Below are 13503 nucleotides of genomic sequence, written 5' to 3' on the forward strand. Positions count from 1 at the left end.
AGATTTTGCTTGACCGCCTGCGGGCAAACGCCTAATATGCCGCCTCTTTTTGTTCGAAGCCATCGTCTTCAGCCCACCAGCCTTCCGGCTGCGTCTGTTTGCCGCCTTGCGCGCGCAATCCTTCTCTGCTTCGCAGGTTGTCGCCGATGCCACCCAAGCGCCATGCTTGTGACAATCTTGTGCGTAACTCCCATAGTGGTTGCCCAAACTTCCGCTGCCGCGTTAGCCCGCCGGTATCGGAAGCGAATGGAACCCGCTGTTTCCCGTTAGCGCATTCCTTTGCTTCACGGCTGCCCGTTTGCGCGGGCGGAAAGTATTGTTGCCCCTTTTGGAAACACATGACCATCCAATTCAGCGACCTGCTACATGATAAAAACCTGCTCGCCGCCCTGCGTTCCGCCGGCTATGCCGAGCCCACACCCATCCAAACCCAGGCCCTGCCCGCCGCCATCGAAGGCCGCGACATCATGGCCTCGGCGCAAACCGGCTCCGGCAAAACCGCCGCCTTCTTGCTGCCCAGCCTCCAGCGCATCACCCGCCGCAGCGACAAGTCCGGCAAAGGCCCGCGCATCCTCGTGCTCACTCCCACGCGCGAGCTGGCAGCGCAAGTAGAGAAAAACGCCAAAATCTATGCCCAAAACATGAAATGGCTGCGCACTGTCACCCTGGTGGGCGGCTCCTCTTTCGGCTTTCAAATCAAATCGCTGGCCAAGCCGATTGATTTGGTGGTGGCCACCCCCGGCCGCCTGATGGACCACATGCGCTCCGGCCGCATCGATTTCGACCGCCTCGAAGTGCTGGTGCTCGACGAAGCCGACCGCATGCTCGACATGGGCTTTATCGACGACATCGAAACCATCGTGGCCGCCACCCCCGCCAGCCGCCAAACCCTGCTCTTTTCCGCCACCTGGGACGGCGCCGTGGGCAAACTTGCCCGCCGGCTCACCAACAATCCCGAAGTGATCGAAATCGAGCGTGAAGACAACCAAGGCAAAATTGACGAGCAGCTGCTTTATTGCGACGACAAAAACCACAAAAACCGCCTGCTCGACCACATCCTGCGCGACACCAACATCGACCAGTGCATCATCTTCACCAGCACCAAAGCCATGAGCGAGCAGCTGGCCGACGCGCTATACGAAAAAGGTTTCGCCGCCAACTACCTGCACGGCGACATGCCGCAAAACTGGCGCAACCGCACCTTGATGGATTTGCGCAAAGGCCGCATTAAAGTGCTGGTGGCCACCGACGTGGCCGCACGTGGCATCGACATCCCCAGCATCACCCACGTGATCAACTACGACCTGCCCAAACAGGCCGAAGACTACGTGCACCGCATCGGCCGCACCGGCCGCGCCGGCCGCCACGGCCTCGCCCTCACCTTTGCCGAAGTAAACGAATACATGGCCGTGCACAAAATCGAAAAATACCTCGGCCGCAAACTGCCCGAATTCGCCATCGAAGGCATGGAGCCCACCCGCAAACGCAGCAAAGCCCCGCGCAAAGCCAAAGGCGGCGGCTGGAAACCCAAAGGCGGCCGCAAGCCCAACGGCAGCGGCAAATCCTACGGCCGTCCCGCCGGCCACTCGCGCGGCAAAGAGCGCAAACCTGCCGCCCAAGGCCGCCGTGCCGGATAGTTCGCCGCCTGCAGCCGTCATTGAATAGAGGCTACCTGAAAGCGTGAGCTTCAACGGAGTTAAAATTTCGTGGCGCAGAAATGCCGCCGTATCCTATTAGCGAATCAAATTGGCTTTCGATACCAAGCAGCGAGCCGCAGACAGTACAGGAGTACGGCAAGGCGAGCTAACGCTGTAACGAAAGTTAAGTTGATTCGCTAATTTTCAGGTAGCCTCTGGTTTGCACTAAATAGATGATTGGCTTGTTTACCTGGCTTCCAGTAAGATGGCTGCCGCATGGAAGGCTGCCTGAAAATGAGCGGGGCGAATTTCGCTAAAACGAGATTTCCGCAGGGAACAGAGTTTCTGCGAAGCTAAAAATATTTCTCCATAATCAAACAACACCACATCATGGCCAAAAAATTCCCTATCCACCCCAAACACCCCGAACGCATCTGCTGGGGCTGCGACAAATACTGCCCCGCCGCCGACCTGCAATGCGGCAACGGCTGCGAACGCATCCAACACCCCATCGAAACCGACGGCCCCGATTGGTATAAAACCGGCGACTGGAGCAACCTTCTCAGCGAAGCCCAACAAATCGAACTCGGCCTCAAACCCGCCCCCACGCCCGAACCCCCGCCCGCCAAACCCCACATCAAACTCCCCCGCAAACAGCATTAGCCAAAAAATTCAGGTAGCCCCAATCAAGGCTACCTGAAAACCAAAAGCCGTGCCGCCGGAAACACATCCGGCGGCACGGCTTTCATTTGGGCAACAGATTACTTACGCAGGTTCAGGCGGGTAATCACATCGCGGTAGGTGTCCACATCGGTGTTGCGCAGGTAGGCCAGCAGGCGGCGGCGGGCGCTCACCATTTTCAGCAGGCCGCGGCGGCTGTGGAAATCTTTCGGGTTGGCTTTGAAGTGCGGAGCCAAATCGTTGATGCGGAAAGTCAGAAGGGCGATTTGCACTTCAGAAGAGCCAGTGTCGCCTTCTTTGCGCTGGAAATCTTTGATGATTTGCGCTTTTTGTTCTACGGTCAGTGCCATAATAAAACTCCAAAAAATATGCCTTGCGGCGGACAAGCTGGCCGAGCCGGAAACCCGAGCCAACTCCTCAATACCCGGCTTTCCAGCCAGGCAGGGCGCGGATTATGACACAAAACCGCCGCCGAAAACAGCCAAATGCGCAAACCCGCCCCAATCTGACACCGCCACGCAACCAAAAGGCTACCTGAAAGCCGTTTCCGCCAAGCTAAAATTTTCAGGTAGCCTTTTGATGCTTCCCACCACATCACAACCGCTGCCGCATCTGCTCAAACAGGCACACCGTTGCCGCCATCGCCACGTTCAGCGATTCGGTTTGCGCCGCCATCGGGATATGCACGCAGCGCTCAGCCTGCGCCAGCATCACCTCGCTCACGCCCGCACCCTCGTTGCCAAACAGCCAGGCGGCGGGCGCGCGCAAATCGCAATCGTAAAGGCTCACGCTATCGCGGTGCAGCGCCGTAGCCAAGAGCGGCACGCGGCATTGCGCACGCCACGCCGTCAAATCCGCCGCCGTGTGTAGGCGCAGCGCAAAATGCGCCCCCATGCCCGCGCGCAGCACCTTGGGCGACCACACATCGGCGCAATCTGCCGACAGCACCACCTGCCCCACGCCCGCCGCCGCCGCGCTGCGCAGAATCGTGCCGATGTTGCCCGGGTCTTGGATGCGCTCCAGCACCACGCAATCGGCATCGGCATCGAACGGCGCATTCGGCGGCAGCCCAATGAGCGCGGTGATTTCTTCGGCATCGGTGAGGCTGGTGATTTTCTGCAAGGCCGCGCCCGAGGTTTGCACCACGCGCTCGGGCGGCAGCTGCGCCAGCAGCCGCGCGGTTTCCGGCTGCCGCATTTTGCCCGCCGGCACATAGGCTTGCCGCACCTCGCCGCCGGCCTGCAAATAGGCGGCCAGCAAATGTGCGCCTTCCAGCACGGCCTGTTGGCTTTCGCGGCGCGCGCGGGCGCTGCGCAGCAGTTTGGCCAAATGCTTAAGCGCGGGGTTTTGGGCGGATTCGATGGTGTTCATGGCGAGGCCTTAACTGTTAATTTTGCTAATCGCTATTTTATCCGACTCATTACGCAAATCGATATAGAGCGTACTCACCGAGCAATCCGGCAAATCATAGTCTTCGGCAGCAAAATCAAGATTCGCCATCACTGTTAGAAATATTTTCCCTTCACCAGCATTCAGTCGGATACCGGCCACCTGCCAAACATAATCCTCACATCCGGCCTGCCGATAAGCCGACCAAACATCAGGAAACGCCCGTGCACAATACTGAAACAAACTCTGTTTTATCTCATCCGCCGCAGCGCATATCGTCTGTATTTGCCGCATCCATTCAGGCCCGATTCTTTCGGGCACGGGCTGGCCTGGGGCATGTGGGCACCAAATCAGCACGTTGCCTGCCTGATATTCTATACACTGCTCATACACGCCCAATACGCCCGCTTGGGAAAAAACCGACATTTCTGGCAATAATGCAGGCTCTTGCAGCAAAATATCCGTTCCCAAAATATTACTTACTGCTGCCAATGCCCGTTCACGGCCGTCGGCAAGCGATAAACAAATAATGGCATCATCTGTGTCGCCCGCCAGGATTTGCCGATCTGCCCATTCGCTTAAACAGGAATATGGCAATTGTTCCCGCACGACTTGGCTATACAATTGATGCAACTTCAATTTATTTCGCATTTTCATCTTCAATGTCAGTAATCAAGGCTACCTGAAAACATCGCCAACTATTTTCAGGTAGCCTATTGGCCGAAGGGCTTATTCCAGCGTCCACTTCAGCTGCTCGTGCAATTTCAGGTAGCCTTCGCTCGGAAACGGGTGTTCGCCCCAGCGCCGCAGGTATTCCGCTTCGCCGATGTGGCAGTAGAGATGGTGCAGAATCCGGTGGATTTTCCCGGCCAGCTCATGGCGCGGCACCCGCCCCCGCCACAGGGTTTCCTGCCCTCGGGCAGTGAAGCCGAAGCTGAAAAACCAATCGGCAGAATGCAAAAGCAGCAGCTCGGCATCGGGGCTGCCTTCTTCCGCATACGCCAGCAGCGCCAGCTCGCCCGGCTCGTCGAGAAACAGCACTTTCTGCTCGGTGATGCGCCCGCCATTTTGCAGCGCCACGCCCAAAGCAGCCAAATCGCCGAGCGAATCGTGCAGGTAGGAAACCGCCTGCTTGAAGCTTTGGCCGTTATACGCCACGCTCACGCTGGCCCAGCCCGCATCGTGCAATTCATAAGCAATATCGAAACCGCCGCCCATCCTTCCTCCCGCATTCCATCCAAACCGATAGCCAAGGCTACCTGAAAATGGTTTTCCCGTTTTCAGGTAGCCTCTTCTGCTACACATCAATCCGGTAATCTTCCGGCGCAATCCATTTGAGCCGGCCCACAAACAGCCAATCCGCCGCATACGCCCCGGCCACCGGCACCACCACAAACACCAGTACAGCCACCGCCAGCTGCCCCGCGCCCCAGCCCGCCAGCTTCAAATGGTTCACCGGGCCGATGAGGCCGCTGATGCCGAAGCCCGCGCTAAACTCCGTGCCCTGAATATGGAACAACGAAGCCAGCGCCCCCGCCATCGCCGCATTGAGCATAATCGGCAGCAAAAGCTTGGGCTTGGCCACGATATTGGGCATGGAAAGCTTGGGAGAGCCCACAAAATGCGCCGCGCAAGTGCCCAAAGAGTTCATCCGCCGCCCCGCCACCGCCAGCGAAAACGCGCAGGCGCAAATGCCCAAATTAGCCGCGCCCGAGCCCACCCCCGCCAGATGAATCGCCGTGGCAATCCCCACCGACGACACCGGCGACACAATCAGGCAGGCAAACGCCACCGCAATCAGCACCGCCATCAGCGTTTGCTCCAGCGTGAGCAGGTGCGCAATCCACGAGCCCAAGAGCTGCGAAAAAGCCATGAAATACGGAAACGCCAGCCGCCCCAGCGTGCCCGCCGCAAACAGACACACCGTCGGAATCACCAAAATCGCATAGCCGCGCACCCGACTTCTCAGCAGCAAAATCAAGCCTGCTGCAATGCCCGCGGTGAACACCATGGTGAAAATATCGCCCGTGCCCTTGATTTGGATGCCGCTTTCCGCAAAGCGCACCGCCCCGCCGGCAATCATCACCGCCAGCCCCACCGAAATCGACTCAATCGGCGTGAACTTAAACAAATAGCCGATGGCCACGCCCACGGCAATGCCGACCATGGCATTGGTGGCGCCTATCATCTGCGTGAGCACTGAAAGCGGCTCGTAATACGGCGCGAGCGCCTTCACCAGCTCTCCCAACAGCGCACCGGGCACCAACGCCACCACAATGCCCAAGGCCGAGCCGTTGAGCAGGTTCATCATAAAGGATTTGGCTGTGAGCTTGTCCATATTCTCCCCTTTTCATCCAAGCCGTTATGTTGCCGGGCACTATAACGCCGCCGGCAAAAACGCGTCAAATACGCAACCTCCCAATGAAGGCTACCTGAAAATCAAAATCCGCCCCAAGCCGGAAAACTTTTTCAGGTAGCCTCATCCGGCTGGCCTCCCTGCCCAACTGGCGCAAAAAAACACGCCGGAAAAATCCGGCGTGACTGATGATGATTTCAGCTAGCCCGAAGGGAGGGAAAAGGCTACCTGAAAACGTCGGCCAGGCGGCAGGCGGAGGCTGTGCCCGCCACCCGGCCAAACTCTTGGCCTAGGCCACTTTGCGCCATTTCTGCTTCTGTTGCGCTTCGCGGTGGTAATGCCTGAGCGCGTGTTCTTTGCGACGACCGCTACTGAATGCGGATACGCGTTTCAGGTAGCCGATGACGCGGGTGCCGTAGTCGATGTCGTGGCTGCCGCAGGCGGAACAGGCGTGCAGGGTGCGTTTGTCGATGTGGCCGCATTCATTGCAGATGGTGATGCGTACGTTCACGCAGAAGTAGTTGCAGCCGGTTTGTGCGGCGATGTCCAAGAGCGAGCGGTAGCCGGATTCGGGCAGGGCTTCGTCGAGGTTCAGGTGCAGCGCGGAGCCGCCGTCGAGCCAGTCCACCAGTTCTTTGCCGTGCAGCAGGAATTTGTCGAGCGCGTTGGTTTCTTCGTCTTCGACGACGTAGAAATAGGAGTTGTAGCAGTCGCGGCTGACTTTGTAGCCGTCGGCTTTGTCCCATTTGGCGTTTTTCACGCCGAGGTTTTCGGCGGGGACGAACTCGGTGTTGAACTTCACGCCGTAATGTTTGCCGGCGGCTTGGTTCGCCTCAAATATGGTTTTCAGACGACCTTGGACGAAGTGGATGTAGTCGTCGTTGTAGCCGACTTTGATGCCTTGCGATTCGGCGGCTTCCGCCATGCCGTTGATGCCGATGGTGAGGAACTGTTTGTCCAGCGTGATGAAGCCTGCGTCGTAAACAGGCAGCATTCCGGCGGCTTGGTATTCTTCCATCAGTTTGCGGTAGGCGTATTGGTATTTGTGGATTTTGGCGACTTCGGCGGCAAGGTCGCGCCCGTCTTGTTCCAGCCGGTTCATGTTGATGGTGATGACGTTGATGGAACCGGTCGCTACGCCGCCCGCGCCGAGGGTGTAGCTGAAAGTGCGGTCTTCAATGGCGTTGCGCAGGCGGCAGCAGGAAGCCAGCGAGTCGGGATTATCGGAAAGATAGACGAAGAAGGAATTGCCCTCCGCCAACTCTTTTGCCATTTCGTCGGCAAACACGGTGTCTTTGCATTTGCCGCCGTCGGTCAGCATGGCGGCGGTAACGACGGGGAAGGTCAAAACGGCTTTGGTGCGCTCCTGATTGAACCATTTGAGGAAGAAGTTTTGCAGCTTCGCCACGCTCGCCCACACCGGTTTGCTGAAATCGGGGAAGACGAAATCGCCGAACATCGCATCGAAATAGTATTGATCGTAAACGGAAATATTCCAAAATACGCTCTGATAGCCGCGTGCGGCAGCGGGCTGGTTGATGCTGTACACCACCTGCTGCATATGGTTGGCAATTTCTTTGCCGTGCGTCTCCAAATAGTCGTCGCCGTAGTCTTTACGGGCGAAGTAGTCGAAATAGGTCAGAAATTCCACCGTCGCCACCGCGCCGGCAAACTGTGCGCTGATGGCAAACACGAGGTTGATAAACGAGCCGCAAAACGATGCCAGATGCTGCGGTGCTTTGGATTCGCCGCCAAGTTTACTTAACCCGTCAAGCAGGAAGGGATACAGCGTAACCGACACACAATAAGGCTTGAGGCTGGTTTCGTCGTGCACGTAGATTTCGTGCGCTTCGATTTGGCGCAGATATTCATCGGCCACGGATTGGTCAAACACTTCGGCGATTTTGCGCGACACCTGGGCGCGATTGATCTGCACGAAAAAGTCTTTCATCAATTCGGCTTCCATCGTGGCGATGTTTTTCTGCGTCACGTTGGCGTTGGCGTCCAATTTGGAGCCGTCGGCCGCGTTGTGTGCGCTGATGTAGTCGCTCATGAATTGCAGTTTGCCGTTGAGCTGCTCGGTATCCAGCCGGATCATAGGTTTACTCTCCTGGTTTTTATGGTCGGGTGGGTGAAAAATTGCCGGCTAGGCCGGCTGGGGATGGGCGCCTTGGGCGGCCAGCGGCGGGCGTTGCACCAAGGGGATAACGGGGCGGCGAGGCGCGGCCTGCTCGTTGACAAACAGGTGGTTGAGCACTTCGCCCGTGCGCAAATCAATAAAGCGCTGGTTGGTATCGGGGCTGTCGAGGCCGCCCAGTTCCATCTTCCAGCGGCCGGTTTTGAGATAGGTGAGCTGCGGGATGATGGCGATGGAGGCGCGCTCCAGCTCGTCTTGCTCCAGGCCGGTGTAGAGACAGCTGTGCAGACCGGCTTCGCGCACGGCTTGTAAAAGCGGCAGCAGTTTTTCAGGTAGCCACTCGCCGCCCATAAACAATACGCAGGTAATCAGGCCGCGATAGCGCGCCAGGCGGCTTTGCAGGTATTCTGGCGTTAATTCGGTGCCCAAACCGCCCTTCCAGCTATCAGCGCTGTGGCAGCCTTTGCAGCGCAGCGGGCAGCCGGAAAACAGAAACGCCAGCGACACTTCGCCCGGCACTTCCTGCCACACCACCTGCTCCCGGGTAAATTTCAGCGTTTCCATAGACCTATCCTTAAAAATACAACATATAGTGCTTAAATTTTTCTCAAACACTATATGTTGTGGTGGATTGTCGTGCTTTGGCCGGGAAAACGCAAGCGGTTCGGCCGTTAATTTGAGTTAAAATGCGAGTGATTATCAGATGAAACCGGCAACTGTTTCCTTTGCCGGATTTTTGTGTGAACCAAGATTTGAGGCGCTTTCGGCGGCGTTGGGCCAAGCGATTGTTTCCTTCTTAACCGATAGCGCCGCCGCCATAGGTTTTGATTTGGCGCAAAAGTGTGCCGGCTTGCCGAAGCACCCCCGCGCCACAAGACAAAGGCTACCTGAAAATACTTTTTCAGGTAGCCCTATAAACCAAGCGTTTGCCCGTATTCCTGCGCAAAAACCCATTGGAAAACTTAACGCAATTAGGCATAATACCGCACGCTTTTGCGTAAGCACACATTTCCTTTACTTGAAAGGTTTCTCAATGAACAAACTCGCCCTGCTGCCGATTTTGGCCGCCCTCTCCCTCCCCGCCTTCGCCGCCGACGGCTATCTTACCGAACAGGCTTCGCGCCACAGCGAAACCATCAAAGGAGAAGACCCTGCCGCCAGCCTACTGTTTGAGCGCACCGTGCGCATTGAAGAAGGCCAGAGCAACACCACCCCGCTCGATGTGAAAGCCGGGCAGGTTTATACCGTGTTTGCCGACTGCGCCGCCAACTGCGGCAACATCAGTTTCAGCGTTACCCAAGGCCGCAACACCCTGTTCCGCAAATCACGCGGCGACGGCGCCCGCTACACCTGGCAGGCCGAGCGCGACGGCCGCGTGGAGCTCAACACCGAAATGAAAGACTGCAACCGCAGCCGCTGCCGCTCCATGGTGCAAGTGTTCACCGGCGGCAAAGTGGGCAACAGCGACAGCGCCGGCACCCTGGCCGACGCTCAAAAACGCAACCGCGAGCAAATTCAAGAGCTCGATAAAGACAGCCGCGAGCTGCCCATCATCAGCGGCAGCCTGGCCGACGGCCAAAGCCGCAGCATCGATCTCGAACTTGCCGCCAACAAGTATTACCACATCCGCGCCAACTGCGACGCAAGCTGCGAAGACATCGACCTTGCCCTGAGCGCCAACGGCAAAGCCATCGCCGCCGACACCGACAGCGACAACGTGCCCGCACTCAGCTTCAAAGCTGAGCAAAGCGGCCGCCACCAGCTCAAAATCAGCATAGAAGACTGCGACGCCGACACCTGCGCCTATTCCGTCCAAGTCTTCGAAGGCAGCAGCAACACCGATCCCACCCTGCTGCGCGCCCATCGCACCAACATAGAAGCCGTGCACAACCGCGACCCTGAAGCCCGCGTGTTCCTCCTGCGCCCGCTGAGCCTGGCCCAAGGCCAAAGCCACACCGAGCAGCTCAACCTCACCGCCGGCAAAGTCTATACCTTCTACGGCGACTGCGACGCCCAATGCTCCGACATCGACCTCACCCTGCGCCTCAACGGCCGCATCGTGAAGCAAGACGTATTGGGTGACAGCGTGCCCCTGTTCAGCTACCGCGCCCCGCGCAGCGGCCGCTACAGCGTTACCCTGCCCATGAAAGAATGCAGCAGCACCACCTGCGCCGCCAGCATTCACATCTTCGAAGGCAGCAAAATGGTGTACGACCGCCAATAAGCTCCAACAGGCTACCTGAAATGAGCGTAGCGAAGTTTCTGCGAAGCCAAAAATTTCAGGTAGCCCCTTCCCAAAAGGCTACCTGAAAACCGCACAGCCCAATTTTCAGGTAGCCTCTAGGCAAGCCGAGCATTATCCCCATCATCACACGAAAGGAATCACCAAATGAACAAATTTGCCACCCTCGCCCTGATTGCCGCCATCGCCGCCCCCGCCGCCTTGGCCAACGACCTGCAAAACGAGCACAACACCAACCGCGAAATCGTCAGCAATGTCGACCCCCGCGCCCGCGAACTGCTGCTGCGCCCCGCCCGCATCCACCAAGGCCGCACCTACACCCTGCCCGTTAGCCTGCGTGCCGGCAAGTTCTACACCTTCTTCGGCGACTGCGACAACAATTGCAACAACATAGACATGAACCTGATTGCCGCCAACGGCGCCCGCGTGGCCGGCGACAACCTGCCCGACAACGCCCCGCTGTTCACCTTCCACGCCACCCGCAGCGGCAACTACCGCGTTGTGCTCAGCATGAAAAACTGTGACGACCGCAACGGCTGCAAAGCCTCCATCCACGCCTTCGAAGGCACCCGCCGCGTGTACGACACCTTTATCCGCGCACAATAACCCGCACGGCAAAACCGCCCGCAACCACATTGCAGGCGGTTTTGCCTATTTCCCCGCACATCCCCGCGCAAACCAAACCGAAAGTCCAAAAATTAGCATTTCCTGCCAAGCAGCATCCACCCTCCCCCAATCTTTGCCAAACCCACTCCCCGCCATAGCTATTTTCAATTCCGCCCTCGCCCGCTTTCAGGTAGCCTAGCTCCCCATTTCCACCCGCGCAACCGACACCGCCATGCCCCGCCCAGCCGCACTCCTGCCCATCCTCCTCCTGCTCCTCGCCATCCCCGCTCACGCCGGCGGCTGGCTGCACCAAGCCCAGCGCATGAACCGCGAAGCCGTGCGCAAAGAAGACCGGCAGGCACGGCAGCACAAGCTCTTCCAAGGCCGCCTCTCCCAAGGCCAGGCCCAGCCCAGGCAAGTTACCCTGAGCGCCGGCAAACACTACACCTTCTTCGCCGACTGCGACCGCCACTGCACCAATATCGACCTCACCCTCCTGCTCGACGGCCGCACCATCGCCGCCGACACCGACCCGCACGACGCCCCCATGTTCGGCTGGTACGCCCGCGAAAGCGGCAACTACACCCTCACCCTCACCATGCCCCACTGCTCCGACGAGCAATGCGCCTACAGCATCCAAGTATTCGAAGGCCGCAAGCCCATCCTGTAAACATCCCAATCCGCCAAACTTTTTCAGGTAGCCCCTGCCACACGCCAAAGGCTACCTGAAAAATGCCAACAGCCGCATCACACACCCCCGCCGACGCCCCAACCCTTCCCATCTTAATTAACCCAACTTCACACAACCAGCCGCACACCATTCCACGCAGCCGCCCGCTCGCAGCACAAAGCGCCAAACCCTTTGCGCTGGTTCTCTTTTCCCACGGTATTTTCAGCGCAAACGGGCAAAACGTGCCAATCGGCGCGGGGAGTATTATAATGTTAATTATCTTTAATTCCGAAAGGCTGTGTATGTCACAAACAGGCATGTCGAGAATGGCCAAGGGGATTATTGCGGCCGTGGTCTCCAATATTTTGTTCGGCTCGCTGTTTATGTTTGGCCCGTGGATGCGCCCGATGACCGGCACGGATGTGTTTGCCTGGCGTATTATCGGCACCTTTGCCTGCGCGCTCTCCGTGATGATGCTCACTTCGGCCAAACACGATGCGGCCGCCTTCCTACGCGAAATCGGCGGCAATGTGCGCCGCTGGGTGCTGGTGCTGCTGCCCGCGCCGATTATGATCGGCCAGATTTGGCTGTATATGTGGGCGCCGGTAAACGGCAAGGGTGTGGATGTGTCGATGGGCTATTTCCTGTTTCCGCTCTCGATGATGGTGGGCGGGGTGATGGTGTTCCGCGAGCGGCTGGACAGGCTGCAAATGGTGGCCGTGCTGCTGGCTTCGGCGGCGGTGGCGCTGGAAATCTGGCACAGCGGCACGTTTTCCTGGGTAACCATCGCGGTGTTCGCCACTTTCCCGATCTACTACATCATGCGCCGCCAGCAGGGCGTGCCGCCGCTCTTGGGGCTGCTGATGGATTTGATTTTGGCGCTGCCTTTTGTGATTTGGTATTTGGTGATGTATTCGCCCAGCCCGGCCATGATTGAGGCCAAGCCGATCCTGCTGCTGTTTGTTGTGCTGCTGGGGCTCAACGGCGCGGTGTCGATGCAGATCAACCTCACGGCCAACGAGCTTTTGCCGGTGGTGCTGTTTGGCATGCTGAGCTATTTGGAGCCGGCGCTGCTGTTTTTGCTCTCGGTGTTTGTGTTGGGCGAGCATTTGGATTGGGTAACAATGGTGAGCCACAGCCTGATTTGGGCGAGCATTATCGTGATGCTGTATCACGGCATCCAAGCCATGCGCCGCGAAAAGGCAGAACAGGCTACCTGAAAAATCTGCACCCGCTGCAATGCAATCAACACCAGGCTTCCCGCGCGGAAGCCTTTCTCTTTCCGGCAAAAACGGCATGGGCGTAATGTGTTATAATCGCGCGTTAGATTTCAGGTAGCCTGAAACCGCATTGAACACACATCATTTCCCGATATAACAATACCTTTCATCACCACCCATGCCAAACGAAATCGCCGACATCAGCTACGAAATCCTGGAAAACGAAAACGGCCAAGAAACCCCCGCCCTGTTTATCGCCTGCAATATCAACAACGAAGCAGAAGCAGAGGCATTCGTGGCCGAAGTGCAGCAGGCCGTTTCCAGCCAGCTTTTGATGCCCTGCCAAGAGGCCAAACTCCTGATGATCACCATCATCGGCGGCATCGAGGCCGAAGCCTTCCGCCGGCTTTGGCTGCCGCGCATGGAAGCAGACAAATTATTCGCCGCACTCATGGATAGGCTGGAAACCGCCGTGGTGGTGCACGGCACGCCCGCCGGCGAAATCGTCGGCCAAGCCTCCCTGCTGGCCTAACCGGCTGCCGGTTAAACCTCCTAATTTGCGCTG

16 protein-coding genes are annotated in these 13503 nt (G+C 58.0%); 7 read left to right on the plus strand and 9 right to left on the minus strand.

All coding sequences use genetic code 11. The features are described 5' to 3' along the window. Nucleotides 1-31: 31 nt before the first annotated feature. Nucleotides 32-175 carry a hypothetical protein gene (locus A7P95_RS11785; protein ID WP_156503583.1) on the minus strand — a complete coding sequence of 48 codons (144 nt, stop codon included), beginning with the start codon at nt 173-175 and terminating at the stop codon, nt 32-34. Between the two features lie 163 nt (nt 176-338). On the opposite strand from A7P95_RS11785, the gene A7P95_RS10050 reads away from it, so the two are divergent. Further along, nucleotides 339-1637: a DEAD/DEAH box helicase gene (locus A7P95_RS10050; protein ID WP_067594851.1), complete on the plus strand. Its 1299-nt coding sequence runs from the start codon at nt 339-341 to the stop codon at nt 1635-1637. Between the two features lie 390 nt (nt 1638-2027). Further along, nucleotides 2028-2300 (plus strand): DUF3079 domain-containing protein, encoded by a 273-nt coding sequence (locus A7P95_RS10055; protein ID WP_067594854.1) that lies wholly within the window; start codon nt 2028-2030, stop codon nt 2298-2300. A 98-nt stretch (nt 2301-2398) separates the two neighbouring features. Here A7P95_RS10055 and rpsO read toward each other — a convergent pair whose 3' ends face one another. From rpsO to A7P95_RS11790, 8 genes are all read right to left on the minus strand, one after another. After that, the gene (gene rpsO / locus A7P95_RS10060) at nt 2399-2668 is read right to left on the minus strand and encodes a 30S ribosomal protein S15 (RefSeq protein WP_003823508.1); all 270 of its coding nucleotides are present in this window, start codon (nt 2666-2668) and stop codon (nt 2399-2401) included. A 244-nt stretch (nt 2669-2912) separates the two neighbouring features. Continuing rightward, the gene (locus A7P95_RS10065) at nt 2913-3689 is read right to left on the minus strand and encodes a TrmH family RNA methyltransferase (RefSeq protein ID WP_067594857.1); all 777 of its coding nucleotides are present in this window, start codon (nt 3687-3689) and stop codon (nt 2913-2915) included. 9 nt (nt 3690-3698) lie between these two features. Continuing rightward, nucleotides 3699-4358, minus strand: a complete 660-nt coding sequence (locus A7P95_RS10070; RefSeq protein ID WP_156503584.1) for a hypothetical protein — start codon at nt 4356-4358, stop codon at nt 3699-3701. 78 nt (nt 4359-4436) lie between these two features. After that, nucleotides 4437-4925, minus strand: coding sequence for a hypothetical protein (locus A7P95_RS10075; RefSeq protein WP_067594862.1), 489 nt, complete (start codon nt 4923-4925; stop codon nt 4437-4439). A gap of 79 nt (nt 4926-5004) precedes the next feature. Beyond that, nucleotides 5005-6045 (minus strand): PTS sugar transporter subunit IIC, encoded by a 1041-nt coding sequence (locus A7P95_RS10080; RefSeq protein ID WP_067594865.1) that lies wholly within the window; start codon nt 6043-6045, stop codon nt 5005-5007. A 307-nt stretch (nt 6046-6352) separates the two neighbouring features. Further along, a complete protein-coding gene (nrdD, locus tag A7P95_RS10085) occupies nt 6353-8203 on the minus strand; it encodes an anaerobic ribonucleoside-triphosphate reductase (RefSeq protein ID WP_225748378.1) in 1851 nt (616 codons plus the stop codon). Between the two features lie 6 nt (nt 8204-8209). Beyond that, nucleotides 8210-8764, minus strand: a complete 555-nt coding sequence (gene nrdG / locus A7P95_RS10090; protein WP_067594871.1) for an anaerobic ribonucleoside-triphosphate reductase activating protein — start codon at nt 8762-8764, stop codon at nt 8210-8212. A gap of 135 nt (nt 8765-8899) precedes the next feature. Then, nucleotides 8900-9205 carry a hypothetical protein gene (locus A7P95_RS11790; protein ID WP_156503585.1) on the minus strand — a complete coding sequence of 102 codons (306 nt, stop codon included), beginning with the start codon at nt 9203-9205 and terminating at the stop codon, nt 8900-8902. 28 nt (nt 9206-9233) lie between these two features. On the opposite strand from A7P95_RS11790, the gene A7P95_RS10095 reads away from it, so the two are divergent. From A7P95_RS10095 to A7P95_RS10115, 5 genes are all read left to right on the plus strand, one after another. Next, nucleotides 9234-10424 carry a hypothetical protein gene (locus A7P95_RS10095; protein ID WP_067594874.1) on the plus strand — a complete coding sequence of 397 codons (1191 nt, stop codon included), beginning with the start codon at nt 9234-9236 and terminating at the stop codon, nt 10422-10424. A gap of 165 nt (nt 10425-10589) precedes the next feature. Next, nucleotides 10590-11048 carry a hypothetical protein gene (locus A7P95_RS10100; RefSeq protein ID WP_067594877.1) on the plus strand — a complete coding sequence of 153 codons (459 nt, stop codon included), beginning with the start codon at nt 10590-10592 and terminating at the stop codon, nt 11046-11048. 232 nt (nt 11049-11280) lie between these two features. Next, entirely contained in the window at nt 11281-11718 is a 438-nt protein-coding gene (locus A7P95_RS10105; RefSeq protein WP_067594880.1) for a hypothetical protein, read from the plus strand. A 302-nt stretch (nt 11719-12020) separates the two neighbouring features. After that, complete coding sequence (gene rarD, locus A7P95_RS10110) at nt 12021-12938, plus strand: EamA family transporter RarD (RefSeq protein WP_225748354.1); 918 nt, start codon at nt 12021-12023, stop codon at nt 12936-12938. A 178-nt stretch (nt 12939-13116) separates the two neighbouring features. After that, nucleotides 13117-13470 carry a hypothetical protein gene (locus A7P95_RS10115; protein ID WP_067594886.1) on the plus strand — a complete coding sequence of 118 codons (354 nt, stop codon included), beginning with the start codon at nt 13117-13119 and terminating at the stop codon, nt 13468-13470. The last annotated feature ends 33 nt before the right edge of the window (nt 13471-13503 follow it).

The sequence above is a fragment of the Eikenella longinqua genome (genome assembly GCF_001648355.1).
GTDB classification, from domain to species: Bacteria; Pseudomonadota; Gammaproteobacteria; order Burkholderiales; family Neisseriaceae; genus Eikenella; species Eikenella longinqua.

Coding starts and splice junctions, on each gene's coding strand:
- A7P95_RS10050 (WP_067594851.1), top strand. CDS start 339: ATGACCATCCAATTCAGCGACCTGCTACATGATAAAAACCTGCTCGCC.
- A7P95_RS10055 (WP_067594854.1), top strand. CDS start 2,028: ATGGCCAAAAAATTCCCTATCCACCCCAAACACCCCGAACGCATCTGC.
- rpsO (WP_003823508.1), bottom strand. CDS start 2,668: ATGGCACTGACCGTAGAACAAAAAGCGCAAATCATCAAAGATTTCCAG.
- A7P95_RS10065 (WP_067594857.1), bottom strand. CDS start 3,689: ATGAACACCATCGAATCCGCCCAAAACCCCGCGCTTAAGCATTTGGCC.
- A7P95_RS10070 (WP_156503584.1), bottom strand. CDS start 4,358: ATGCGAAATAAATTGAAGTTGCATCAATTGTATAGCCAAGTCGTGCGG.
- A7P95_RS10075 (WP_067594862.1), bottom strand. CDS start 4,925: ATGGGCGGCGGTTTCGATATTGCTTATGAATTGCACGATGCGGGCTGG.
- A7P95_RS10080 (WP_067594865.1), bottom strand. CDS start 6,045: ATGGACAAGCTCACAGCCAAATCCTTTATGATGAACCTGCTCAACGGC.
- nrdG (WP_067594871.1), bottom strand. CDS start 8,764: ATGGAAACGCTGAAATTTACCCGGGAGCAGGTGGTGTGGCAGGAAGTG.
- A7P95_RS10095 (WP_067594874.1), top strand. CDS start 9,234: ATGAACAAACTCGCCCTGCTGCCGATTTTGGCCGCCCTCTCCCTCCCC.
- A7P95_RS10100 (WP_067594877.1), top strand. CDS start 10,590: ATGAACAAATTTGCCACCCTCGCCCTGATTGCCGCCATCGCCGCCCCC.
- A7P95_RS10105 (WP_067594880.1), top strand. CDS start 11,281: ATGCCCCGCCCAGCCGCACTCCTGCCCATCCTCCTCCTGCTCCTCGCC.
- rarD (WP_225748354.1), top strand. CDS start 12,021: ATGTCACAAACAGGCATGTCGAGAATGGCCAAGGGGATTATTGCGGCC.
- A7P95_RS10115 (WP_067594886.1), top strand. CDS start 13,117: ATGCCAAACGAAATCGCCGACATCAGCTACGAAATCCTGGAAAACGAA.